Annotated in this window: 18 protein-coding genes; 11 read left to right on the top strand and 7 right to left on the bottom strand. The window is 57.0% G+C overall.

Annotation, left to right across the window (positions count from 1 at the left end; all coding sequences use genetic code 11):
- Window positions 1–16: 16 nt before the first annotated feature.
- The 3 genes from C7476_RS10230 to rpsA all read left to right on the top strand — a co-directional run bounded on the left by C7476_RS10230 (window position 17) and on the right by rpsA (window position 3,140).
- On the top strand, window positions 17–343 hold the full coding sequence (locus C7476_RS10230) for a hypothetical protein (RefSeq protein ID WP_114429809.1): 327 nt from the start codon (window positions 17–19) through the stop codon (window positions 341–343).
- Window positions 344–660: 317 nt separating this feature from the next.
- Window positions 661–1,317: a (d)CMP kinase gene (gene cmk / locus C7476_RS10225; RefSeq protein WP_114429912.1), complete on the top strand. Its 657-nt coding sequence runs from the start codon at window positions 661–663 to the stop codon at window positions 1,315–1,317.
- A gap of 122 nt (window positions 1,318–1,439) precedes the next feature.
- Window positions 1,440–3,140, top strand: coding sequence for a 30S ribosomal protein S1 (gene rpsA, locus C7476_RS10220; RefSeq protein WP_112529614.1), 1,701 nt, complete (start codon window positions 1,440–1,442; stop codon window positions 3,138–3,140).
- Between the two features lie 81 nt (window positions 3,141–3,221).
- Here rpsA and C7476_RS10215 read toward each other — a convergent pair whose 3' ends face one another.
- On the bottom strand, window positions 3,222–3,809 hold the full coding sequence (locus C7476_RS10215) for a hypothetical protein (protein WP_114429808.1): 588 nt from the start codon (window positions 3,807–3,809) through the stop codon (window positions 3,222–3,224).
- Between the two features lie 419 nt (window positions 3,810–4,228).
- Between C7476_RS10215 and C7476_RS10210 the strand changes: the two genes are divergently transcribed.
- Complete coding sequence (locus C7476_RS10210) at window positions 4,229–5,245, top strand: LacI family DNA-binding transcriptional regulator (RefSeq protein ID WP_181872404.1); 1,017 nt, start codon at window positions 4,229–4,231, stop codon at window positions 5,243–5,245.
- A gap of 26 nt (window positions 5,246–5,271) precedes the next feature.
- On the opposite strand, the gene pncB is transcribed toward C7476_RS10210, so the two are convergent.
- Window positions 5,272–6,579 (bottom strand): nicotinate phosphoribosyltransferase, encoded by a 1,308-nt coding sequence (gene pncB / locus C7476_RS10205; protein ID WP_114429806.1) that lies wholly within the window; start codon window positions 6,577–6,579, stop codon window positions 5,272–5,274.
- Window positions 6,580–6,849: 270 nt separating this feature from the next.
- On the opposite strand from pncB, the gene C7476_RS10200 reads away from it, so the two are divergent.
- The 6 genes from C7476_RS10200 (at window position 6,850) to C7476_RS10175 (ending at window position 18,105) form a co-directional block, all read left to right on the top strand.
- Window positions 6,850–8,004 (top strand): efflux RND transporter periplasmic adaptor subunit, encoded by a 1,155-nt coding sequence (locus tag C7476_RS10200; RefSeq protein WP_114429805.1) that lies wholly within the window; start codon window positions 6,850–6,852, stop codon window positions 8,002–8,004.
- Window positions 8,005–8,075: 71 nt separating this feature from the next.
- On the top strand, window positions 8,076–11,150 hold the full coding sequence (locus C7476_RS10195; RefSeq protein ID WP_245426270.1) for an efflux RND transporter permease subunit: 3,075 nt from the start codon (window positions 8,076–8,078) through the stop codon (window positions 11,148–11,150).
- Between the two features lie 244 nt (window positions 11,151–11,394).
- Window positions 11,395–14,715, top strand: coding sequence for an alpha-L-rhamnosidase-related protein (locus C7476_RS10190; protein WP_114429803.1), 3,321 nt, complete (start codon window positions 11,395–11,397; stop codon window positions 14,713–14,715).
- A 217-nt stretch (window positions 14,716–14,932) separates the two neighbouring features.
- Complete coding sequence (locus C7476_RS10185) at window positions 14,933–16,390, top strand: NAD(P)-dependent oxidoreductase (protein WP_114429802.1); 1,458 nt, start codon at window positions 14,933–14,935, stop codon at window positions 16,388–16,390.
- Between the two features lie 11 nt (window positions 16,391–16,401).
- A complete protein-coding gene (gene preA, locus C7476_RS10180) occupies window positions 16,402–17,712 on the top strand; it encodes an NAD-dependent dihydropyrimidine dehydrogenase subunit PreA (protein ID WP_114429801.1) in 1,311 nt (436 codons plus the stop codon).
- Window positions 17,713–17,811: 99 nt separating this feature from the next.
- Window positions 17,812–18,105, top strand: a complete 294-nt coding sequence (locus C7476_RS10175) for a Dabb family protein (protein ID WP_114429800.1) — start codon at window positions 17,812–17,814, stop codon at window positions 18,103–18,105.
- Here the strand turns inward: C7476_RS10175 and cueR are convergent.
- From cueR to C7476_RS10155, 4 genes are all read right to left on the bottom strand, one after another.
- The gene (cueR, locus tag C7476_RS10170; protein WP_114429799.1) at window positions 18,098–18,502 is read right to left on the bottom strand and encodes a Cu(I)-responsive transcriptional regulator; all 405 of its coding nucleotides are present in this window, start codon (window positions 18,500–18,502) and stop codon (window positions 18,098–18,100) included. The two genes, C7476_RS10175 and cueR, sit on opposite strands and share 8 nt — an antisense overlap.
- Window positions 18,503–18,508: 6 nt before the next feature.
- Complete coding sequence (locus tag C7476_RS10165) at window positions 18,509–21,007, bottom strand: heavy metal translocating P-type ATPase (protein WP_114429798.1); 2,499 nt, start codon at window positions 21,005–21,007, stop codon at window positions 18,509–18,511.
- A gap of 276 nt (window positions 21,008–21,283) precedes the next feature.
- The gene (locus C7476_RS10160) at window positions 21,284–22,183 is read right to left on the bottom strand and encodes a methylated-DNA--[protein]-cysteine S-methyltransferase (protein ID WP_114429797.1); all 900 of its coding nucleotides are present in this window, start codon (window positions 22,181–22,183) and stop codon (window positions 21,284–21,286) included.
- Window positions 22,184–22,260: 77 nt separating this feature from the next.
- Window positions 22,261–22,755: a DUF2244 domain-containing protein gene (locus C7476_RS10155; RefSeq protein WP_181872398.1), complete on the bottom strand. Its 495-nt coding sequence runs from the start codon at window positions 22,753–22,755 to the stop codon at window positions 22,261–22,263.
- 34 nt (window positions 22,756–22,789) lie between these two features.
- On the opposite strand from C7476_RS10155, the gene nth reads away from it, so the two are divergent.
- Entirely contained in the window at window positions 22,790–23,548 is a 759-nt protein-coding gene (gene nth / locus C7476_RS10150; protein WP_425373963.1) for an endonuclease III, read from the top strand.
- Here nth and C7476_RS10145 read toward each other — a convergent pair.
- Window positions 23,541–24,260: a sulfate transporter family protein gene (locus C7476_RS10145; protein WP_114429794.1), complete on the bottom strand. Its 720-nt coding sequence runs from the start codon at window positions 24,258–24,260 to the stop codon at window positions 23,541–23,543. The two genes, nth and C7476_RS10145, sit on opposite strands and share 8 nt — an antisense overlap.
- Between the last annotated feature and the right edge of the window lie 4 nt (window positions 24,261–24,264).

Raw genomic sequence — 24,264 nt, 5'->3', positions numbered from 1 at the left:
AGCAAGAAAATCAGCGATGACCGAGCTCATATCGCGTCTCACCGTATATTTCCTGTATGCCATGTCCAGCGTGCCCTTTCTTGTCTGGGCAGGACGCAGCGCCTATAGCGGCACGGTCGCGAGCACGGGGCCGGCGCCGTGGCCGGGTATAACCAGCACGATATTTCGCGTCCTTCTTCCTTTGACGGTCATCTTCCTCTATGCGTGGAATGTCTCGGCCGGTGCGGAGGCGGCGAATACGAGCGAGTGGGTACCATTCCAGTTTTTGCTGCTACCGCCGGCATTTGGATCTATCGCCGGATACGGTATCGGTTATTTCATGGGCAAGAGAAGGATCATCTGATGTTTTTCCTGCTGACGTCATTTGTCGTCGTTGCCATTCCCTATGTGATCGAACGGTTCGGTCTCCGGGTTCGCTTTGGCCTGTTTGCTCTGCTGTTCTGGCTGTTCGTCTTCCAGTTCGTGCTGATCTTCAGCATCGACGCGCTGCTACAGAATTTTGCAACATCCATGCCCGACTTGCTCGAATCCATGTTGACGACGCTCGGTGGCTTTGCCTTCGTTACAATCGGAATCACCCCTATCATTACCCTCGTGCTGGCTGCCGCCTATCTGCTCTTTGCGCTCGGACAATGGCTTTTCGACAGGGATGAAAAGGATATGCCAACACCGCAGAGGCATTTTACCGTCGCGATCGATGGCCCCGCGGCTTCTGGCAAGGGAACCCTCGCCCGCAGGATTGCCGAGGCTTACGGTTTTCATCACCTGGACACGGGCCTGACCTATCGCGCCGTCGCCAAGGTCCTGATGGATCAGAACATGCCGCTGGACGATGAATTTCTCGCGGAAAAGGCCGCGCGCAGCGTCGATCTGACGAAGCTCGATCGCGCAGTCTTGTCCGCCCACGCTGTCGGCGAGGCGGCATCAAAGGTTGCAGTCATGCCGGCAGTGCGCCGAGCACTCGTTGCCATGCAACACAGCTTCGCCGAGCGCCCGCCCGGCGCCGTGCTCGACGGGCGCGATATCGGTACTGTTGTCTGCCCCGATGCTCCGGTGAAGCTCTACATCACAGCGTCGCCCGAGGCACGCGCCAGAAGACGCTATGATGAAATCAGGTCCAATGGCGGCGGTGCCAATTATGAGGAGATTCTCGAAGATCTCACGCGCCGCGATGCCCGCGATATGGGGCGCACCGATTCGCCATTAAAGCCCGCTGCCGACGCGCACTTGCTAGATACGACGGAAATGGATATAGAGACCGCGTTTCTTAGCGCCAAAACCCTGATTGATCAGGCTCTCGCGAAGAACACGCATTAGACCATCTGCAACCGACCCACGCACCGGATTGCCCTTCAATGGGCGGGTTGGCATGCAGGTGAACCGAAACACGAACCACCGGTGCTGTGTCCGACGAGTTTTCCGGACACTCAGGAGTATTTATGTCTGAAGCCAATCCAACGCGCGAAGATTTCGAAGCTCTTCTCGCCGAGTCCTTTGCCACCAATGACCTTGCTGAAGGTTATGTCGTCAAGGGCCGTATCGTCGCCATCGAAAAAGACATGGCGATCATCGACGCCGGCCTCAAGGTCGAGGGCCGCGTTCCGCTGAAGGAATTCGGCGCGAAAGCCAAGGACGGTTCGCTCAAGCCGGGCGATATCGTTGAAGTTTACGTCGAGCGTATCGAAAATGCCCTCGGCGAAGCAGTTCTGTCGCGTGAAAAAGCACGCCGCGAAGAAAGCTGGGTCCGTCTCGAAGAGAAGTTCAACCGCGGCGAACGCGTCGATGGTGTGATCTTCAATCAGGTCAAGGGTGGTTTCACCGTCGATCTCGACGGTGCCGTAGCCTTCCTGCCGCGCTCGCAGGTCGACATCCGTCCGATCCGCGACGTTACCCCGCTGATGCACAACCCGCAGCCCTTCGAAATCCTCAAGATGGACAAGCGTCGCGGCAACATCGTTGTATCGCGCCGTACCGTTCTTGAAGAGAGCCGTGCGGAACAGCGTTCCGAGATCGTCCAGAACCTCGAAGAGGGTCAGGTCGTTGAAGGCGTTGTCAAGAACATCACCGATTACGGTGCGTTCGTCGATCTCGGCGGCATCGATGGTCTGTTGCATGTGACCGACATGGCATGGCGCCGCGTCAACCATCCGTCGGAAATCCTGTCCATTGGCCAGACGGTCAAGGTACAGATCATCCGTATCAACCAGGAAACCCATCGTATTTCGCTCGGCATGAAGCAGCTCGAGAGCGATCCCTGGGATGGTATCGGTGCGAAGTACCCGATCGGCAAAAAGATTACCGGTACGGTCACGAACATCACCGACTACGGTGCATTCGTCGAAATCGAGCCAGGCATCGAAGGCCTTATCCACGTTTCCGAAATGTCCTGGACAAAGAAGAACGTGCATCCGGGCAAGCTGCTCTCGACAACACAGGAAGTCGAAGTCGTTGTTCTCGAAGTGGATCCGGTCAAACGCCGCATCTCCCTTGGCCTCAAGCAGACGCTCGACAACCCATGGACGACCTTCGCAGACAAGTTCCCTGTCGGCACGATCGTCGAAGGCGAAGTCAAGAACAAGACCGAGTTCGGCCTGTTCATTGGCCTCGACGGCGATGTGGACGGCATGGTTCACCTCTCCGACCTCGACTGGAACCGTCCAGGCGAGCAGGTCATCGAAGAGTACAACAAGGGTGACGTCGTCAAGGCGCAGGTTCTCGATGTTGATGTCGAGAAGGAACGCATCTCGCTCGGCATCAAGCAGTTGACCGGCGACAAGGTCGGTGAAGCCGCTACTTCAGGTGAACTGCGCAAGAACGCCGTTGTCACCGTTGAAGTCACGGGCATCACCGATGGTGGTCTTGAAGTGCGTCTGGTCGATCATGACCTCGACTCGTTCATCCGCCGCGCTGATCTGTCCCGCGATCGCGACGAACAGCGTCCGGAACGCTTCACGGTCGGTCAGAAGGTTGACGCTCGCGTCATCGCCTTCGACAAGAAGACCCGCAAGCTGCAGGTCTCGATCAAGGCGCTGGAAATCGCCGAAGAGAAGGAAGCTGTTGCCCAGTACGGTTCGACCGATAGCGGTGCTTCGCTTGGCGACATTCTCGGTGCCGCTCTGAAGAGCCGCGACAAGAACTAAGTTCTTTTCCTAAGCTGAAACAAATGAAACCCGCCGGTGCGAACCGGCGGGTTTTTCTTGTTCTAGAGCAAATTGCTCTTATCAAATCGTATCGAACTGGACGAGGATAAACGCCACCTGCGAAACAAGTGCCAAAGCCAGTACGACCAGCTGGATTTTTTGCCGGTGTACGTAAATGCCCAGTCCGAAAAGTGCGATGAGGAAGACGTTGCGGAAGGGGTATTCCGCTCCGAGTGCTCGAAAATGATCCATGCCCTTCATGGCCGTATCGAGAAAATCGAAAATGAAAATCGATATCAGTATTCCGAAGAACCAGGCCCTGCGCGACATGAAATAATCCTCATAGCCGGAATAGCCTTCCATGCTGTCGGGAAAAAGCATGCTGCAGGCAAGAAAGTGCAGGCTGGCAAAGAAAATGACAAAGAGATAGGCCTCGAATTTCCACAACACCAGTGCATGCAGGTAGAACTCGAACCACCAGAAATGCACGACGGTGAGGAAAGCGAACAACACCCAGCCAAGGTGCACCGCGTAGATATTCTTGCGCTGCGGATGCTGGATGATGCGGGCGATGCCAGTCAGCAAGCGCGAGACGCTCAGGCCAAGTACGATGCCGATAATCACGCGTACATGGGTGAAGACTTCCGGATTCGGAATACCGCCCTCCATCACACTCCTCCTGCTGCTGGCCGATGTTTACACTCGGAGGTTGCATGCTACTTGACTATCAACCCAATGCAATCTTGCACGCCATTTTCAACCGCGTCAGCTTGGCGCAAGTTTTCCCACGTAAACTTTAATGATTGAACAAGTCAACTTTCCGGTGCGGAGCGTTGAGGAAGGCGAACAAACCCTAAATAGCTCTATCTAGTTGATGCGGTTTAAATAAAATCTTGACGCATGTTGCTCATGCTGTAAATTTTCAACCATTAAGAGCGGCCTTGTATCAATCATGAGATGTATTGCGTCGGCGTAGTTTTCAGCAATGATTGCAAATGTCCTTCGCAATTTCTTCGCCGGCATACGGTTTTGAAATGAGCAAGGGATAATAAAAAGGAATACGTGCGGTGAATCAGCCGATCAAGACAATGGAAGACTTCTCTGCATTTGTAGGATTGTCGCGTCCCACTGTGTCGAAATATTTCAACGACCCCACATCGGTGCGCAAGAAGACCCGTGACATCATCGAAGCGGCCATCAAGAAGTCCGGCTTCCGGCCAAACATATTCGCCGTCAATCTCAATCGCCGTCGCACGAATATTCTGGGCCTTATCGTTCCCAATTCGACGGACCCGTTTTACATGGCCCTGACGCGGCGGATCGAAGGGATCGCAGATCAGGCCGGGTATCTGGCGTTTGTACTGAGTTCCGATGGCAAGCCGGAACTTGAGGAACGCGCCATTGAAACGTTCAAGTCGATGAACGTCGCTGGTGCGATCATCGGGCCACTCGGTGTCAAGTCGCATCATGATAAACTGGCCAAGCTCGGCGAATCGATTCCGCTGATCTACGTCGACTCTCCGCTAGACGCGACATCGCCATTTGTCGGTACGAATAACCGTCAAAGCTTCAAATTGATCGTCGACTATCTGATCCGCTCGGGTGATCAGCCATGCTATTTCGGTATGACCTCGGTCAACAGCAACGCTCTCGAACGTCGCGAGGGCTATATCGAAGCGATGCAAAACCTCAATCTCGAACCCCGCTTTGTTGTACACGAAGCGCATGCCAACTGGGAGTTCGAGAAGTTCGCCTTCGATGCGACGAAGCAGATCCTGAAGGAGGGTGGCTTTCCTACCAAAACCGTCCTTTGCGCCAATGATCGCATTGCCTATGGCGTCCTTGCAGCCGCTTTCCAGGCTGGCCTGAAGGTCGGACGGGGCGAGGGTTGCGATCTACGGGTTGCCGGCCACGATGACCAGCCCCTGTCGCGTTATATGTGCCCGCCGCTTACGACAGTCGCGCAAAACTACAACGAAATCGGCAGACTGGCGATCAAGCTGTTGTTCGATAAGCTCGGGGAAAGTGACGAGCCGAAGATCGAGCTTCCCGATGACCAGCGAATTCTGTTGAATGCGGAAATCATGCTGCGCATGTCAGCCTGATTGCACTGGTTGTGCCCGGACGGGCTTCAAACTTTGACAGCCTGTTCCACACGGTCCTCCGCTCCGAACAATTCCAGATAACGTTTGATTTCCGCCGGATTCCCAGTTGCCTTCTTCGGGTTATCGGAAAGCTTGACCGCGGGACGTCCATTGGCATCACTGACTTTGCACACCAGTGAAATCGCATTCAACTGATCATTGTAGCGGGGCGCGCAATCTTCGAAATCATTGGTGAGGTTGGTGCCCCAACCAAAACTCATGCGCACCTTGCCGTCGAAGTGGCGATAGGTTTCCTCAATCGTATCGACATCGAGCCCGTCGGAAAACACCAGCAGCTTTTCCCGTGGGTCCTTGCCTTTTGATCGCCACCAGGCAAGGATTTTCTCTCCTCCCTCTATCGGAGGCGCGCTGTCCGGACGAAAACCCGTCCAGTCCGCCACCCAGTCGGGCGCGTCGCGAAGAAACGCGGCCGTTCCGAACGCATCCGGCAAGACAATGAGCAGGTTGCCGCCATAATAGCGGTTCCAGTCCTGCAAGACCTTGTAGGGTGATTTCAGCAGCTCCGCGTTGTTGGTACTCAGTGCAGCAAGTACCATCGGCAATTCGTGCGCGTTGGTGCCGAGCGCTTCCAGATCATTGTCCATCGCCATCAACACATTGCTCGTGCCGGTAAAGGCTTCACCGATTCCTTCTTTCAGGGCTTCGACGCACCAGCGTTGCCAAAGGAAGGAATGGCGGCGGCGCGTGCCGAAATCGGAAATCTTGATGTCGGGGAGTGCACGCAACCGCTCCACCTTCGACCACATCTTGGCCTTGGCACGGGCATAAAGAACATCAAGTTCGAACCGGCCCATCTTCTTCATGGCAGCACGCGAACGCAGCTCGTTGATGATGGTCAGCGCCGGTATCTCCCACATCGTCGTGTACATCCACGGCCCGTAGAAATTCAGTTCGTATTGTCCGTCCCGCTTTGTCAGTTCGTATTCCGGCAACTGGAAGTTCGACAGCCACTCGAGAAAGTCCGGTTCGAATATCTGGCGCTTGCCGTAGAAGGTGTTGCCTCCGAGCCAGATCATTTCCTTTTTGGAAAAGCGGATCGTCCGCGCGTGATCGAGCTGCTCGCGCAATTCCTGTTCGTCGATCTCCTCGGCAAGCCGTACCTTGGTGGTGCGGTTGATCAGCGTAAATGTCGCATCCACTTCGGGATAGACCCCCCAGATCATCTGCAGCATGAGCAGCTTGTAGAAATCCGTATCGAGCAGGCTGCGGACGATCGGATCGAGCTTGAACGTGTGGTTGAACACGCGCCGTGCGATATCGGTCTTCGTCGCCATTGGCTGTTTTCCTTGCGAATTTTCCGCCCGTCATGTTGCACGCCAGAACCGGGCCTTCAAGGAGCGACAAGCAAATCCGGCTAATTTCGGCGGATCGCATGGCTGTGCTTACTCCATTAAATATTTGTAACATAACGGAATTGTCATTAACGGTTAGGTAAAACCCCCTTATTCTGCCCGGCAAACAACCGTTCGCGCTGACTTGCGCGTTGGGATATGATCATTTTGTGCTGGCTCTGCTTGTGCGGGACCGGCCTTTTGGAGTGATATATGCGGCTTTCGAAGCAACTGATTTTTGCCGTACTAATTCTGGTACTCGCTGGAGCTGGCTGGTTGTATTTCTATCCAGGCTCGAAGGCTGGCATTGATCGCAACTCGACCGCCGCAACCGAACCCGCTGCCAATAGGGGACAGCGCCGCAGCGGGCAGGCCTTGCCGCTTGTCGTCGTTCGTGCTGCTGCTGAAGCGAAGATCAACGACAAACTGTCGGCGATCGGCACCGGCAAGGCCAAGAGTTCCGTCGCAGTCACTCCGTTCACCGCCGGGCGCCTGACCGAAATTCTCGTCACATCAGGGACAAAGGTCAAAGACGGCGATGTGATAGCCCGTCTTGATTCAGAAGCCGAAAGCATCCTCGTCGACAAGGCGCGGGTGGCGCTGAAGGACGCCCAGACCAAGCTCAAGCGCGCCGAAAGCCTGCGTTCAAGCAACACGGTATCCGCTGTGCAGCTTTCCGAAGCGGCCTTGGCGGTCGATAACGCCGCCCTCAACGTTCGCGAGGCAGAACTCGCCTTAGACCGCCGGGCAATCAAAGCCCCTATCGGCGGCATTGTCGGCATCCTGCCTATCAATGCAGGCAACTACGTCACGATATCGACCACGGTCGCAATGATCGACGACCGCTCCGATCTTCTGGTTGATTTCTGGGTGCCTGAACGCTTTGCGCCGGCCATATCAATCGACCTGCCGGTCACGGCAACCTCCATCGCCCGCCCCGGTGAAACCTTCAGAGGTGCCATCAGCGCCATCGACAACCGTGTCGATCCGACGAGCCGTACGCTGCATGTCCAGGCGAAAATCACCAATCCAAACGATGCCTTGCGCGAAGGCATGGCTTTCCAGATGGCGGTCGGGTTTGCAGGCGACACCTACCCGACGGTCGATCCCCTCGCCGTTCAATGGGGTACTGAGGGCGCTTATGTCTGGAAGATCGAGGATAACAAGGCGACGCGCGTTCCGGTGCGTGTTGTCCAGCGCAACACCGCCTATGTGCTGGTCGATGCTGACATAAAGCCCGGCGATCAGATTGTGGCCGAAGGCGTGCAGTCAGTCCGCCAGGACGGGGTTGTCCAAATTCAGGGACAGCCGGCTCCTGAGGCCAATACCAGCGCGGAACCAACTGCTTCCGTCGGCGAACGGGGCTGAGGTTCAAGGTGAGCACGTCAAACGGACAAAACGATTCCAGTTTCACCGCACTTTTCATTCGTCGACCTGTCATGGCGCTGGTGCTCAATGCCCTGATCGTCGTCGCGGGCCTTGCCGCCTGGTATGGCGTCGATGTGCGCGAATTGCCCGATGTCGATCGCCCGGTGGTCACAGTCTCGACTGTTTTTGAATCGGCTGCCGCGGAGACGGTGGACCGTGAGTTGACTTCCGCCATCGAAGGCGCTGTATCCCGCGTTTCGGGCGTCAAATCCATATCTTCCAGTTCTTCTTTCGGTAACAGCCGCGTCACCGTCGAATTCAATGATGGCGTAGATCTCAACGTTGCAGCCGCCGACATGCGCGATGCCATCAGCCGCATCGCCAACACTCTGCCAGACGAAGCGGATCCGCCGCAGATCGTCAAAGCCGATGCAAATTCTGATGCGGTAATGCGTCTTGCGGTCACCTCGGATACCATGGCGGTCGAGGACATGACGGTCCTCGTCGAGGACCAGATCGAGGACGTGCTCGCTTCGGTTCCGGGGGTCGCCGACGTTCAGGTCAATGGCAATCGCAGCAAGATATTCCGCATCGACATCGATCAGGGCAAGGTTGCGAGCCTCGGCATGAACATCGCCGACATTCGCAACGCCCTGACCACGATGGCCTTCGATACCCCTGCCGGTCAGCTCAACAGCAATGACCAGAGCATCGTCGTTCGTGCAACGGCGCCGGTATCGACGCCGGAAGACTTCGAAAACATCATTATCAAAGGTCAGACGAAGATCCGCGACGTGGCCACGGTAACGATGGGCCCCGATATCGGCACCTCGATTCTGCGCGCCAACGGCAAGACCGGCATCGGCCTCGGCATCATCCGCCAGGCTCAATCCAACACGCTCGATATTTCGAAAGGCGTTCGCGCCGCGGTCGCGCAATTGCAGCAAACGCTACCCGAGGGTGTCGACATCCGCGTGACAAGCGATGATGCGGACTTCGTCAATGGCGCTGTCCATGAGGTGGAAATTGCACTCGGTGTGTCTGTCGTCATCATTATCCTGATCATCTACCTCTTCCTATGGGACATTCGCGCAACCCTTATCCCGGCTGTCAGTCTGCCGGTTGCGCTGATTGGCACCATTTCTGCTATCTATCTTGCCGGTTTCTCAATCAACATCCTGACGTTGCTCGCCTTGGTCCTGGCGACCGGTCTGGTGGTGGACGACGCGATCGTGGTGCTGGAAAACATCGTGCGCCGCCGCAATCAGGGCATGGGGCCACGTGCTGCCGCCGTTCTCGGTACGGAGGAAGTTTTCTTCGCAGTCATCGCGACGACGGTGACGCTCGCGGCGGTTTTCGTGCCGCTATCCTTCCTGCCTGGCCAGACCGGAGGGCTCTTCCGCGAGTTTGGTTTCGTACTGGCGATCTGCGTGCTTCTGTCGGCCGTCGTGGCATTGACGCTGTGCCCGATGCTGGCTTCCCGCTTGCTCAGTGCGAGTGAGGCCAAGCATCAGGATGTCACCCACACACCGGGACGGGTGGCCCGTGTCGGAAGCTGGTTCGGCAATCTTTACAAACGCATGTTGCATGTTTGCCTTGCCGCCCCGTGGATCGTCGTCGTGACCTCGGTGCTGTTTGCCGGCGCGGCGTTTGGCGCGTTTTCTCTTCTCAAGCAGGAGTTGACACCAACGGAGGACCGAGCTTCGGCTTTCCTGCGCATAACCGCGCCACAGGGCGTCAGTCTCGAATATCTCGGTGACGAGATGCGTCAGATCGAGCAGTTGATCCAGCCGTTGCGCGATAACGGCGAAATCCAGAATACGTTCTCGATCGCCGGACAGAATGGCAATACCAACCGTGGCTTCATGGTCCTCAGTCTCGCCACCTGGAAAGAGCGGACGCGGAGCCAGCAGGAGATTCTCGCCGACGTCTCGAAACGCGTCCGCAACATTCCAGGTATCCAGGTTTTTGCCGCGCAGCCAAACTCGCTGGGTATCCGCGGCGCAGGTAACGGCCTGCAGTTCGCTGTCGTCGGCACCAGTTATGGCGAGCTCGGGACCACCGCCGCCAACATCGTGGCGGAGCTCGAAAAGGACAGCCGCTTCGATCGTCCGCGTCTGACCAATGAGCCGACCCAGCCGCAACTGGCCGTGTCGATCGACCGCGAGCGCGCTTCGGATCTCAATATCAATATCACTGGTTTGGCCGAAGCGCTGCAATCGGTGCTCGACGGCTATAAGGTTGGTTCGGTCTATATCGAAGATCGTTCCTTCGATGTGAAGCTCGTATCGAGCACAAATCCCATCAATGATCCGACAGACCTCGAAAACGTTTTCCTGCGCACCGGCGACGGCCGGTTCGTCCCCATGTCGACAATCGCCAAACTCACTGAAGTCGCCGTTCCACCGGCATTGACGCGCGAACAGCAGATGCGTTCCGTCGCCATCACCTCAGCCCTCAGCCCCAACTTCGCGCTGGGCGATGCGTACAAAGTCGTGCAGGAGGTTGCCGCACCTTTGCTGCCCTCCGGCTATCGCATCATTCCGCTCGCTGAAGCGGCGACGCTGGGCGAAAATTCGTCGAGCATGGTCACGACTTTCGGCTTTGCCATCCTGATCATTCTACTGGTTCTCGCGGCACAATTTGAAAGTTTTATCAGTGCGGCCGTTGTGATGGCTACGGTCCCGCTTGGTCTCGCCTGCGCGGTCTTTGCCATGGTCATGACCGGCACAAGCATGAACGTCTACAGTCAAATTGGACTGGTGTTGCTCGTCGGCATCATGGCGAAGAACGGTATTCTGATCGTCGAATTTGCCAATCATCTGCGCGATGAGGGCAGGAATGTAAGAGAAGCCATCGAAGAGGCCTCGAACATCCGTCTGCGGCCCGTCGTGATGACCATGCTCTGCGCCATCCTTGGCGGGGTGCCGCTGGTCCTTGCCAGTGGTGCGGGGGCCGAAGCGCGTATCGCCCTTGGCTGGGTCATCGTTGGCGGCCTCGGCATGGCAACCGCCTCGACGCTCTTCCTGACGCCGGTCGCCTATCTGCTGCTGGCCGGCTTCTCCAAGCCGAAAGCCGAGGAAGAAGCGCGGCTCAACCGCGAACTTCTGGAAGTTGCTTCACAACCACCGCTGGCGGCGGAATAACGGGCATCGGGTTTGCAATAAATTGGGCTAATCGGCTCGATTCCCGATTTTCTTTGACTATCGTATTATTGACGGCGTTCCACTGCACCTATAGCCAAATCCTGCGGTTTCCTCGGGAGGAACCTCCAAAACTCTTTTATACAGTCTGTGCCATCGTGCGGGTAACCATGCATGTCGATGGTCGGTCGTTACTGCATGCGCACCATTTTTAAAAAGAAGCATTTTTTATTTATTGGGAGGAATTATGGCTTCGTTTCGAACGCTGTCGGGGGCCTTGGCATGTTGTATCATGCTGGCCGGCTGCAATGACTCAAACAAAACAGCGGGCACGGACGACGGGTCCGGAACCTTTGTCTCATGCGCGGGCACCCTTGTTGATGGCAAATGCCTCATCGCGCCTGCCGTCGTTATCGACACGTGCGAGCAGGGCAGCTTGATCGATGGGAAGTGTATCGTCACGCCCGTCGCCATCACCGTTTGCCAGACGGGCACGCTCGTTGATGGCCAATGCATCGTCACGCCCGCTGTAACCGCGGTATGCCAGACGGGCACTCTCGAAGGCGACAAATGCGTCGTCAAGCCGAGCATAACTACCGGCGCATGCGAAAAAGGAACACTTGTTGGTACCGAATGCGTGATCAAGCCCGAGGCGACCTTTGTATGCGGTGCGGGCATCCTTGAGGTGGACAAGTGCGTCGTCAAGCCGAGTATAACTACCGGCGCGTGCGAAAAAGGAACACTTGTTGGTACCGAATGCGTGATCAAGCCCGAGGCGACCTTTGTATGCGGTGCGGGCATCCTTGAGGTGGACAAGTGCGTCGTCAAGCCGAGTATAACTACCGGCGCATGCGAAAAAGGAACACTCGTTGGTACCGAATGCGTGGTCAAGCCCGAGGCGACCTTTGTATGCGGTGCGGGCGCCCTTGAGGTTGACAAGTGCGTCATCAGGCCAGTCGCGACTACCCGTTGCGACAAAGGCACGCTTGAAGATGACGTTTGCGTCATCAAGCCAGTGGTCGTCAGCCGGTGCGCCAGGGGCACTCTGGTCGATGGCGAATGCGTCGAAGTCAAAGTCCCGTCCGTTACCGATCCCGTCAATCGGGATGATGGCATCAGGCGTGTGGATTGGAATGGCAGTAGTGCTGCGATAGAGACTGCCGATTTAGTGTCTACTCTGCGTACCTACAAGCTGACGACCACCCAGGACCAACGAAAAGCGAACAAAGGTAAACAACTAAAAATTGAGGAACGGGCGAACGATCCGACGATCCGCACCGGCAGCCAGATGTTTGACGGGTTGTTTGCCATGGCGATGCAGGAAGCCAGGGAACTGACCGTGACCTCCATCAAGGATGGCGCGTACAATAACGGCAATTCCGTACCCTGTGGCGGCACGATCGGCTGTTATCAGTCGGGAGACGAGTGGACGTATGTGTGGACGCGCGATACTGCCTACGCCGTTGATCTCGGTCTCGCGCAGATCAACCCGCAGGCCGCCAAAAACAGCCTGTTATTCAAACTGTCAAAGCGTCGCAATGCAACGCAGACGCTCGGCGCCGAGACGACGGAAATCGTTCAGGACACAGGCAGTGGCGGCAGCTGGCCGGTCAGCACAGACCGTGTCGTCTGGGCGCGTGCTGCTTTCGAATTGCTCAAATATCTCGACGGTGAGGATCGCACGCAATTCCTGAACGATGCCTATACCGCCATTCGTAACACGATCGAAAGCGATCGCCTTGCTGCCTATGACAACCGTGATGGGCTTTATCGCGGCGAAACCTCATTCCTCGATTGGCGCGAACAGACCTATCCCGACTGGATGAAGGATACCGTGGTCCACATTGCGATGTCGAAGACGCTGTCTACCAACATCAATCACTGGAAAATTCTCGATGTCGCGGCGAAAATGGCTGTCGAGCTGAACAAAGCTCCGGATGCCGCCAAATTTGCCGACTGGGCCGACGATCTAAAACAACGCATAAGAAATGATCTGTGGTTGAAGGATGCCGGCATGTTCAGCATGATGAAGATCACCGAGCTCGATCAGGCGCCGGTGCGTCGTTTTGAATTGCTGGGAGAGGCTCTGGCCATTCAGGATGGCATTGCCGATAAGGGCCAGACAACCAGTATCCTGGAGAACTATCCGCACACGACGGCAGGCGCTGCGGTTGTCTGGCCGCAGGTGCAAGACTTGAAGGTTTACCACAACCGGGCTATCTGGCCGTTCGTATCCAGCTATTTGATCAAAGCCGCAAAGGGGCGAAATGCCGATGTGGTTAATCGTAACTTCGATACGCTTATCAACGGCGCTGCATTGAACCTGTCGAATATGGAGAACTTCGAGTTCACCAAGCTTGCAGTGACAGCGCCTAGGGACGAAGACCGCCCTGAAATCGATTCCGATAAGCAATTATGGTCAGTTGGCGGCTATATCGGTTCAGTTCTCGACGTGGTGTTCGGGCGTGAGGCCAACATGAAGGGCATTCGGTTCGAACCTTTCATCACCAAGAAGATGCACAAGGACGTCTTCAACGGAGCCCGACAGATCCAGTTGAACAATCTTGAATATCGAGGCAGAAAAATCACGGTCAAGGTGAATTTGCCCGACGCCGGTTTGAGTGCAAAGGGGTCTTACAAGGCTCAGACCGTGATGCTTAACGGCAGCACTATACCGTTGGACCGTTACACGCCAGCATCGGATTTAAACATTGCTGGTACCAACATTCTCGTGGTGGAGCTTATCGACAATCCTGCCGATGGCGGGGTAGCCAAAGTGGTTGGTGCCACCAACCCTCACCTCTACGGTCCACGAACGGTTGATTTCAACCGCGTGGAGAATAACAATGGGTCGATCAAACTAGATTGGAAAGATGCCCCTCCCCTTTGGACAGGTGTCAACATCTACCGCAACGGGGTATCGATCGCGACGGGTATCCCAGGTCGAGAATGGACGGATACACCGGGGCCGGGGGAGATGGGCCAAGCCCTATGCTACTCACTTGAACGCCAGTATACTCGCGAAGCGTATGATAATGTGTCGCAACGTACGAATCCCTCATGTTATTGGAGCGATCGCAGGATCGAAACCATTGGTGCCAACTCAGCGACCAACAAGCCAGTGGCTGACGCGAAAACGGGCCCGATCACCGAACATGGCCGCAGATCGTGGTCGAACTGGGGGCTTCCTGAAGAGGAACTGACGTTCAAATTCATACCGTCCGTGGACGGCACCTATCATATTCTCTTAAACTACGGCAATGCTTTTGGCCCTGTGAATACCGGCGTGACAGCGGCAGTCAAGAAAATGGACGTGGCGGGCGCCGGCAAAACTCTGAATAGCGGCATTGTGGTCATGCCGCATTTAGATAGCTGGGATACTTGGGGCGAATCCACTGTTGTCCCGGTGAAGCTGGAAGCGGGGACAGAGTACACAATAAAGCTTAGCGACTTTTACAACATGTCCTATCTTGCCTCTAACGCAACCTACAACGACCGGGGTGGCAAGGAGGGTATATTGAATCGGGCCAATATTACTGAGCTGATATTGCGGCGTATGGCTGATTGAGGGGTAAGGACTAGCGATGTACGGAGATGGCCCGGCAAGTCCGGGCCATGACTTTTCAAGTGCGCGATACTTGTGAAATTTCTTGACCGTTTGATAAAAAATTTGACCTTCCGAGAAAATCTGCCATTCTTCCTCACAGGTCCGGAACATACCGGCCATCGAAAAGACTGCTGATCCATGGGAACCGGACGCAGTCAAAACGAGGAGATGAGATTTCATGGGATCGATGGATTCTGGAATCCGTGACGTCAGAGCCGGGCGGCTTTCGTCTAGCGCCTATGCGGAAGTTTTTTCTGATCTTCACCCGCCGTTAAGCCGGCATGAAGCCTTCGTCGAATCGGACCGGTGCTACTTCTGCTATGACGCGCCATGCATGAATGCCTGCCCCACCGGCATTGATATTCCCCTGTTCATTCGCGAGATCGCGGCAGACAATCCTACCGGGTCTGCCAAGACCATTCTCTCCGAAAATATCCTTGGCGGCATGTGCGCCCGCGTCTGCCCCACCGAGACGTTGTGCGAGCAGGCATGCGTACGCGAAGTGGCGGAAGGCAAGCCAGTGAAGATCGGACTTTTACAGCGTTACGCTACCGATCATTTGATGGCCAATGGCCAGCATCCCTTCAAGCGCGCCGAGCCTACGCGCAAATCCATCGCGGTCGTCGGCGCCGGACCAGCGGGTCTGTCCGCCGCCCACCGTCTGGCCATGCATGGTCACGATGTGACTATTTTCGAAGCGCGCCCCAAGGCAGGCGGCCTCAACGAATATGGTATCGCTCCCTATAAGAGCGTTGACGACTTCGCCCAGAAAGAACTCGACTTCATTCTCGAAATCGGCGGCATCACCATCCAGAATGACAAGGCCCTCGGGCGGGATATCAGTCTTGATGCGTTGAAGGCGGGTTTCGATGCAGTGTTTCTCGGCATGGGCCTGCCGGGCGTCAACGACCTTGGTCTTGACGGCGAAGATGCTGCCGGTTGCATCGATGCGGTGGATTACATTTCGGTGCTTCGCCAGAGCGACAATCTGTCAGAAATCCCTGTCGGCCGGGATGTCGTCGTGATCGGCGGCGGCATGACCGCGATTGACGTCGCGGTACAGACAAAACTGCTGGGCGCGGAAAATGTCATTATCGCCTATCGCCGCGGACCGGAACACATGAACGCCAGTGACTTCGAACAGGAACTCGCGCTGAAGAATGGCGTGATCATCCGCCACTGGCTGCAGCCTCGCGCGCTGACCCGCAACGAACATGGCGAGGTCTGCGGCATAACGCTGGACTACACTGTCATGACCGATGGTCGTCTTGGCGTTTCAGGCGAGAGCATCACGCTCGCCAGCGATCAGATATTCAAGGCGATAGGTCAGACACCGGCTGAAGCGGTGCTTGCCGAAGCGAATATCGCCCTTACCAGGGGACGTATAAGTGTTGACGATGAGGGACGCACGTCCATCCCGGGCATCTGGGCGGGCGGCGATTGTGTTGCAGATGGCGAAGATCTGACCGTCGCCGCCGTACAGGACGGCAAGATAGCGGCCGAATCAATTCACCGTGCGCTGATGCAACAACCGGAAAAGGTCAGCGGTTTCGTCGAAGCCACCATGGCCGATAATTCGGGCGGCGCGTCGGTTCCGGAACAGCAATCCAGTCAACCAAGTCATTTAGTCAGCTAAAGGAAACCGCCATGGCTGATCTTTCAACGAATTTCCTCGGCATCAAATCTCCGAACCCTTTCTGGCTGGCCTCTGCTCCACCCACGGACAAGGCCTATAATGTCGAGCGCGCCTTCAAGGCGGGCTGGGGCGGCGTTGTCTGGAAAACCCTGGGTGAAGAAGGCCCGCCCGTCGTCAATGTCAACGGACCGCGCTATGGCGCTATTCACGGTCCGGACCGGCGTCTGCTCGGTTTCAACAATATCGAACTCATCACCGACCGCCCGCTCGAGTTGAACCTGCGGGAAATGACCGAGGTGAAGAAGAAATGGCCGGATCGCGCCCTGATCGCTTCGATCATGGTGCCCTGCGAGGAGGAAGCCTGGAAGGCAATCCTGCCGCTGGTGGAAGCTACGGGTTCAGACGGTATCGAACTGAATTTCGGCTGCCCGCATGGCATGTCCGAGCGCGGGATGGGCGCCGCCGTCGGTCAGGTGCCGGAATATATCGAAATGGTGGTGCGCTGGTGCAAGCAATATACGCGCATGCCGGTCATCACCAAGCTGACCCCAAACATCACCGACATCCGCAAACCTGCGCGGGCCGCCAAATCCGGCGGTACCGACGCCGTATCGCTCATCAACACCATCAACTCGATTGTTTCAGTTGATCTCGACAATTTCGCCCCGAACCCGACGATCGATGGACGCGGCTCGCATGGCGGCTATTGCGGCCCGGCGGTAAAGCCGATAGCGCTGAACATGGTAGCGGAAATCGCCCGCGATCCTGAAACGCGTGGCCTGCCGATTTCCGGCATCGGCGGTATCACCACATGGCGGGATGCAGCGGAGTTCATTGCGCTCGGTTGCGGCAACGTGCAGGTCTGCACGGCGGCGATGACCTACGGTTTCAAGGTCGTTCAGGAAATGATTTCCGGCCTTTCCGACTGGATGGATTCCCGCGGGTTCCGCACCATCGACGATTTCCAGGGTCTCGCCGTACCGAATGTCACCGACTGGCAGTACCTCAACCTGAATTACATCACCAAGGCGCAGATCGATCAGGAGCTGTGCATCAAATGCGGCCGCTGTCACATCGTCTGCGAGGACACATCGCACCAGGCGATCACATCGATGGTCGATGGCGCGCGGCACTTCGAAGTCATCGACGAGGAATGCGTGGGCTGTAACCTCTGCGTCAGTGTTTGCCCCGTTGAAAACTGCATCACCATGGAACCGATGGTTTCGGGCGTTGATCCGCGGACCAAAATGCCGATCCAGCCGGATTACGCCAACTGGACCACGCATCCGAACAATCCGATGGCTAAGCTGGCCGCTGAGTGAGCGCCGGGTTCGATCAGGGCTGCGACAGCGCATCTATTGACTGACAGGGGCGGAGTATGAAAAGTCCGGCGCAGTGAAAATGCAGCAGGTAGCAACATCGTGATCCGCCATATTGTATTCTTCAGCGCCCGTGAAAAGAAAGACGTCGAGACAATCGTGAACGGCCTCCGGCGTCTTGGTGAAATCCCTCACTCGACCGTTTTCGAAGTGATGAAGAATACCAAGACCGATCCGATTTCCGGCGAGATCGACGTCGTCGTCTATGGGGAATTCGAGAACGCCGAGGCGCTGGCGGCCTACAAGGCGCATCCAATTTACAGCGAAACAACGGCCGTCGTCCGGCCGCTGCGTGAACTGCGTATTTCTGCGGATGTAGTGTCGACGCTCAGCTAGGGTCAGGCCTGGCCGCCCCTGAAATACTCTCCAGAATCGGACAATCCGGCCGCTGGTCGCCATGGCAATGAGCAACCAGATGTTTCAGTGTGTGCTGTAATTCGCGCAGCTCGACGATCTTGCGCTCGATTTCCTGCAGCTTTGACTGCGCGATCGACTTGACGTCGGCGCTCGCGCGGCTTTTGTCCTCATAGAGCGCCAAGAGCTGGCGGCACTCTTCAACCGTGAAGCCCAGCCCGCGAGAGCGCTGCAGGAAGCGCAGCTTGTGTACATCCGAGATGGAATAGTCGCGATAGCCATTGTCTGCCCGATCCGGCTTCAGGAGGCCGATATCCTCGTAATAGCGGATCGTTTTGGCGGGCAGGCCGGATTTATCAGAAGCGTTACCAATATTCATGGGACCTCACAATTTTATTGTCCGCAGCCGCAGCGCGTTCGCGATAACCGACACGGACGAAAGGCTCATGGCCGCCGCCGCCAGCATGGGCGAAAGCAACAGACCGAACACCGGATACAGCACACCTGCCGCGACCGGCACACCGAGCACATTGTAGACGAAGGCGAAGAACAGGTTCTGCTTGATATTGCGGATCGTGGCGGCGGCAAGATGGCGGGCGCGAACGATGCCGTTCAGGTCACCGCCCACCAGCGTTATCCCGGCGCTCTGCATCGCAACATCCGCTCCCGTGCCCATGGCAATACCTACATCGGCCGCGGCAAGCGCAGGTGCATCGTTGACGCCGTCGCCGGCCATCGCGACCTTGGCGCCTTTGGCATGCAACGCATCGATGAGCTGCTTCTTGCCCTCCGGCAGCATATCGGCCCGGACCTCGTCGATGCCGAGCGAGCGCGCAACTGCCTGCGCCGTCACGGCGTTATCACCGGTTGCCATGATGACCTTCAGCCCGGCTTCATGCAGCAAGCGAATCGCCTCTGCGGCCGTCCCCTTGACCGGATCGGCAACCGCAACGATCCCGGCGGCTCTGCCGTCGACTGCGATGAAGAGAGCGCTCTTGCCCAGTGCACGCAGTTGGTCTGCCTTCTCGATCAATTGTGAAACGTCAGCACCGATGTCCTGCATCATCGCCTTGTTGCCAAGCGCCACGCTTCTGGCGTTGACCGTCCCGGATACCCCCTTGCCCGTCGCTGCTTCGAAGCCAATTGCATCGGCAAGTATGAGATTGCGCGACTTTGCCCCCTCGACAATCGCTTCGGCGAGCGGGTGTTCGGAGCCTTTCTCTAGGCTTGCAGCCAGAGCCAGCAGTTCGTCTTCAGCAAAACCCGGTTGCGCAACAATATCAGTAAGCCTAGGCTTACCTTCCGTCAAAGTTCCTGTCTTGTCGACGATGAGCGTATCAACGGCGGCGAATCGCTCGAGAGCTTCCGCATCCTTGATCAGCACGCCCGCATGCGCCCCGCGCCCGGTGGCGGTCATGATCGACATTGGCGTCGCCAGGCCGAGCGCACAAGGGCAGGCGATGATGAGCACGGAAACGGCAGCAACCAGGCCATAGATCATGCTCGGCTCTGGTCCTATGAGCGACCAAACGATAAAGGCGATGATCGCAACCAGCACCACTGCCGGAACAAACCAGGCGGCGACGCGATCGGCCAGCCCCTGGATGGGAGCACGCGAACGCTGGGCCGAGGCGACCATGGAGACGATCTGCGACAGAACCGTATCCGCACCGACCTTTTCCGCCTTGATCATCAGCGTGCCGTTGCGGTTGAGAGTGCCGCCGGTCACCGTGTCATTTTCGGTCTTTTCGACCGGCACAGGCTCTCCGGTGAGCATGGATTCGTCGATGGAGGAGCGTCCTTCAAGCACGATGCCGTCCACCGGCACGCTTTCCCCGGGGCGCACGCGCAGCCGGTCGCCGGCAATTATCTCATCCAGGGGCACGTCCGTTTCTGTTCCGTCCTCGGTAACGCGCCGGGCCTTCTTGGGCGCAAGATCCAAAAGGGCGCGGATGGCTGAGCCTGTGCGCTCGCGTGCTCTCAGTTCGAGTATCTGGCCGAGAAAGACGAGCGTCACGATCACCGCGGCCGCTTCGAAATAAACTGGCACCGAGCCACCATGCATACGGAAGGAGTGCGGAAAAATATCCGGCAGGAACGTGGCGACGACGCTAAAAGCGTAGGCTGTGCCGACGCCGATGGCGATCAACGTCCACATGTTGGGGCTGCGATTGATGAAAGAGGCCCAGGCCCGCTCAAAGAAGGGAATAGCCGCCCAGATAACGACCGGAGTTGCCAGCATGAATTCCAGCCACGTAGCCAAACTCTCACCAATCCAGCCACGCAACGGCAAGCCGAGCATCGGACCCATTGTAATCAGAAGCAGAGGAACCGAACATACGGCGCTGATCCAGAAGCGGCGGGTAAAATCCACCAGCTCCGGGTTCGGCCCTTCATCGCCGGTCGGAATGCCCGCGGGTTCCAGCGCCATGCCGCAGATCGGGCATGAGCCCGGGCCATCCCGGATGATTTCGGGATGCATGGGGCAGGTATATTGCGTCCCGGCGGGCATGGCTTTGGGCGCAGGCCGAGCGCCGAGATAATCCTGCGGCGCCTTCTCAAATTTGGCGAGGCAGCCCGCCGAACAGAAATAGTATTTTTCACCTTCATGGCGCAGGAAATGTTTCGCGCTTGCCCGGTCTACTTTCATGCCGCAAACAGGATCGATCGCCTCGAGATAGGCGTCCGGCTCCGTGATGAATTTGCTCTGGCAGCCCGCTGAGCAGAAATGAAACAGCCGCCCGCCATGTTCGGCTGTCGGTTTGTTCGCCCCCGGGTCTACAGTCATCCCGCATACCGGATCGCGCACAATCACGGATTCTGCGCGTTGCTCCCCGCTGCAGCAGGCATGATCGTGGGTGTGGTGGGGATGGTCGTGTTTCATGATGCAACTTTCGGTTATGAACCAGATAGTGCGTCAAAGGTAATCTTTCCAGTAACTGGAAGGTCAAGGGGGTGTGTGAAAGCACTGCTCTTATCTCCCCCTTGGGAGGAGAAAGGATTTTCTTGGATTTAGCCTCTTCGCTAAATCCTTAGAAAATCCAAGAGCGAGGTAGTGTGAAGATTGCAAATCCCCTCTCTGGCGATTTCTAGCACTTAGCAAGAGCTAAGATGCTGAAATCGCTTTCTCTCCCGCAAGGGGAGAGATAAGGCGTCGGATTTAACCCGCCTGCGCTTGGTCTGCCTCGCCGGTCAGCTGACCTGCTTCCCAACCAAGAATGGCGCGTTTGCGAGTCAGGCCCCAATGATAGCCGGTCAGCGCTCCGGACTTGCCGACTGCGCGATGGCAGGGGACGACGAAACTGACCGGATTGGCGCCGACGGCGGCACCCACGGCGCGCGAAGCCCTGGGCGATCCGATATCGGCGGCGATATCCGAATAGGCGACGCATTTGCCCATCGGGATCTTCAGCAGTGCTTCCCAGACACGCAGCTGGAAATCAGTGCCGATCGTAACCACCTTGAGCGGCCGGTCGGCACGCCATTCTGCCGGGTTGAAGATACGCGCTGCATAGGGAGCGGTTGCTGCGAGATCTTCGACATAGTTGGCATTTGGCCAACGCGATGTCATGTCGGCCAATGCTTCGCGTTCCTTGCCCGGATCGGCGAAGGCCAGACCCGCAAGCCCGCGGTCCGTCACCATCACCAGCGCCAGGCCGAACGGCGATATCAGAAAGCCGTAGCGGATTGTCAGCCCCGCACCACGGGTCTTATAATCGCCCGGCGACATGCCTTCGTGCGTGACAAACAGATCATGCAGCCGGCTCGGTCCGGATAGTCCCGTCTCATAGGCTGTTTCCAGGAGCGGCATGCCCTCATCCAGCAGGCGCCGGGCGTGATCGATGGTCACCGCCTGCAGGAAGCCTTTGGGAGAAAGGCCCGCCCAGCGGGTAAACAGTTTCTGCAACGCGGTTGGCGACAGCCCCGTATCGCGGGCCAGTGTCTCCAGCGACGGCTGGTCGCGATAGTCCTTGCTGATACGTTCGATGATATGGCTGACGATCGCATAATCATCGCCCGTCGGGGTAATGTCTTTCTGCAGTATGGCATGTGGTTTCATGAGCTTTTACCTCTCTATTGAGGCTATATGACCACTCTGCGGCCCTTGTCGCCACCCGATTCTTGCAGGCCCTGGATTTACCGGCCTTTGGCGGTCGCAAGCGCCATCTGGAATGCGGAAGCGAAGCTTTCACGGTCATCGGGATTGAGAAACGAGCCGATCGCCACAGCCTTGCCCTGTCCCTCGACCAGCATCGACGTGATGCCGATTTCCGCATGACGGGCGACGCTGAATCGTGTCCAGAACGGATTGAATTCATGCAGCTTCGCCCGCCCTGACGGGGCGACCTGGCGGATTTTCAAGGCAATGCGCGAAACGCTCACCTCTTCATGGGCTTTTGCCGACGTATAATTCATCCTGAAAGCTATATAGACCAGCAGAACATCGAGGCCGAAGAAGCCGAAAACTGGCCAGGCACCAAGCGACAGAAAAAACAGGCCGGTGAGGAAGCTGCTGACACCCATCGTTGCCATCAGAATGAGAAAACCAGTTTGACCCAGCGAACGATGTGGCACGAGAAGCGCACGAAAAATTTCTTCCTCATTTTGGCCCGCAGCGTCAATTGGGTTCATTGTTTGGCTCATGGGCGTTGAGTATAGATTGAGCATGGAAAATCCCAAGCGTAAAATTGATCAGATTGGCGTGAGTGAGGTGAAGCCGACAAAAGCGCGCAACGTTCCGGGCACGCGTTATACAGCTGCGGAAATCCATGAAATCTTCCGGCGTTTTTCGGTCCAACGCCCTGAGCCCCGGGGCGAGCTCGAACACATAAATCCGTTCACCCTGCTGGTCGCGGTGGTGCTTTCAGCGCAAGCGACCGACGCCGGTGTGAACAAGGCGACGCGGGCATTGTTCAAGGTTGCGGACACGCCAGAAAGGATGCTGGCTCTGGGCGAAGCAAAGGTCGGCGACTACATCCGTACGATCGGGCTTTGGCGCAACAAGGCGAAGAATGTCATCGCCTTGTCCGAGGCCCTCATCAACCAATATGGCAGCGTGGTTCCGAATGATCGCGACGAGCTGATCAAATTGCCGGGCGTTGGCCGCAAGACGGCCAATGTCGTCCTCAGTATGGCCTTCGGCCAATCGACCATGGCGGTGGACACCCACATCTTCCGTATTGGCAACCGGCTTGGCCTTGCACCCGGCAAGACGCCGGAGGAAGTGGAAGCACGATTGATGAAGGTTATTCCTTCCGAATATCTCTACCACGCGCACCACTGGCTTATTCTGCATGGCCGCTATATCTGCAAGGCGCGCAAACCGGAATGCCCTTCCTGTGTTATCGCCGATATCTGCAAAGCAGTGGAAAAGACCTCGGAAATACCGGCGCCGCTGGTGCCACTGCCACCACAAATCATCTGATCACAGTGGCTGGCGGCTCGGACTGCGCGACCGCCTTGTGCAAATGCACCATCATCGCGGCGGCAAACAGCGGCGTCAAAAGATTGAGGATCGGGATCGCCATGAAGGCGGCGATGACCAGCCCTCCCAAAAACACTGTCGTTGCATGTTTCGAGCGCAGCGCCTTGGCTTCCATTTCCGGGCGAAAGCGCATCGCGGCAAATTCGAAGAACTCGCGGCCGAGCAGATAGCCGTTGACAACGAAAAAGGCGATGATGTTGACGCCGGGGATCAACAGCATCAACAAAGCAGCAATGTTGCCGAGAATAACGACGCCGAGGAATTTCACCGACAGAATCAGCGATCGGACAGCGGGCAAGGGCTGTCCTTTCGGGTCGAGCGGGTAATCTTCTTTTTCTACCACCGCCGCCACATCATCGAGGAAGAGACCGGCAACGATTGCCGTGACGGGCGCAATGAGCAGTGCCAGTCCAAGCGCAAGCCCAATGCTTGCAAGAATGCCGGCGATGAGACCGAGCCATCCCGCCCAGGACGGCAGTTCCGGCACCATCTGGTCGAAGAAGGGCCAAGCCAGCGCTTCGAACAGTTCCCGCAGGCCGAACCATATGCCGATGAGCAGCAAAATGGTCAGGCCGATCGATTTCCACAGGACAGCACGAAACTCCGGGCGAAACAGATGATTGGCCGCAGCGCGGGCGCTTTCAACGATCATTTAG

This window comes from Phyllobacterium bourgognense (genome assembly GCF_003337575.1).
Taxonomy (GTDB): domain Bacteria; phylum Pseudomonadota; class Alphaproteobacteria; order Rhizobiales; family Rhizobiaceae; genus Phyllobacterium; species Phyllobacterium bourgognense.
This window is presented reverse-complemented; position numbering and strand designations above follow the sequence as displayed.

Coding starts and splice junctions, on each gene's coding strand:
- C7476_RS10185 (WP_114429802.1), top strand. CDS start 14,933: ATGGGATCGATGGATTCTGGAATCCGTGACGTCAGAGCCGGGCGGCTT.
- cueR (WP_114429799.1), bottom strand. CDS start 18,502: ATGAATATTGGTAACGCTTCTGATAAATCCGGCCTGCCCGCCAAAACG.
- C7476_RS10165 (WP_114429798.1), bottom strand. CDS start 21,007: ATGAAACACGACCATCCCCACCACACCCACGATCATGCCTGCTGCAGC.
- C7476_RS10230 (WP_114429809.1), top strand. CDS start 17: ATGACCGAGCTCATATCGCGTCTCACCGTATATTTCCTGTATGCCATG.
- C7476_RS10195 (WP_245426270.1), top strand. CDS start 8,076: ATGGCGCTGGTGCTCAATGCCCTGATCGTCGTCGCGGGCCTTGCCGCC.
- cmk (WP_114429912.1), top strand. CDS start 661: ATGCCAACACCGCAGAGGCATTTTACCGTCGCGATCGATGGCCCCGCG.
- C7476_RS10160 (WP_114429797.1), bottom strand. CDS start 22,183: ATGAAACCACATGCCATACTGCAGAAAGACATTACCCCGACGGGCGAT.
- C7476_RS10145 (WP_114429794.1), bottom strand. CDS start 24,260: ATGATCGTTGAAAGCGCCCGCGCTGCGGCCAATCATCTGTTTCGCCCG.
- nth (WP_425373963.1), top strand. CDS start 22,790: ATGGAAAATCCCAAGCGTAAAATTGATCAGATTGGCGTGAGTGAGGTG.
- C7476_RS10155 (WP_181872398.1), bottom strand. CDS start 22,755: ATGAACCCAATTGACGCTGCGGGCCAAAATGAGGAAGAAATTTTTCGT.
- C7476_RS10210 (WP_181872404.1), top strand. CDS start 4,229: ATGGAAGACTTCTCTGCATTTGTAGGATTGTCGCGTCCCACTGTGTCG.
- C7476_RS10215 (WP_114429808.1), bottom strand. CDS start 3,809: ATGGAGGGCGGTATTCCGAATCCGGAAGTCTTCACCCATGTACGCGTG.
- C7476_RS10190 (WP_114429803.1), top strand. CDS start 11,395: ATGGCTTCGTTTCGAACGCTGTCGGGGGCCTTGGCATGTTGTATCATG.
- C7476_RS10200 (WP_114429805.1), top strand. CDS start 6,850: ATGCGGCTTTCGAAGCAACTGATTTTTGCCGTACTAATTCTGGTACTC.
- preA (WP_114429801.1), top strand. CDS start 16,402: ATGGCTGATCTTTCAACGAATTTCCTCGGCATCAAATCTCCGAACCCT.
- rpsA (WP_112529614.1), top strand. CDS start 1,440: ATGTCTGAAGCCAATCCAACGCGCGAAGATTTCGAAGCTCTTCTCGCC.
- pncB (WP_114429806.1), bottom strand. CDS start 6,579: ATGGCGACGAAGACCGATATCGCACGGCGCGTGTTCAACCACACGTTC.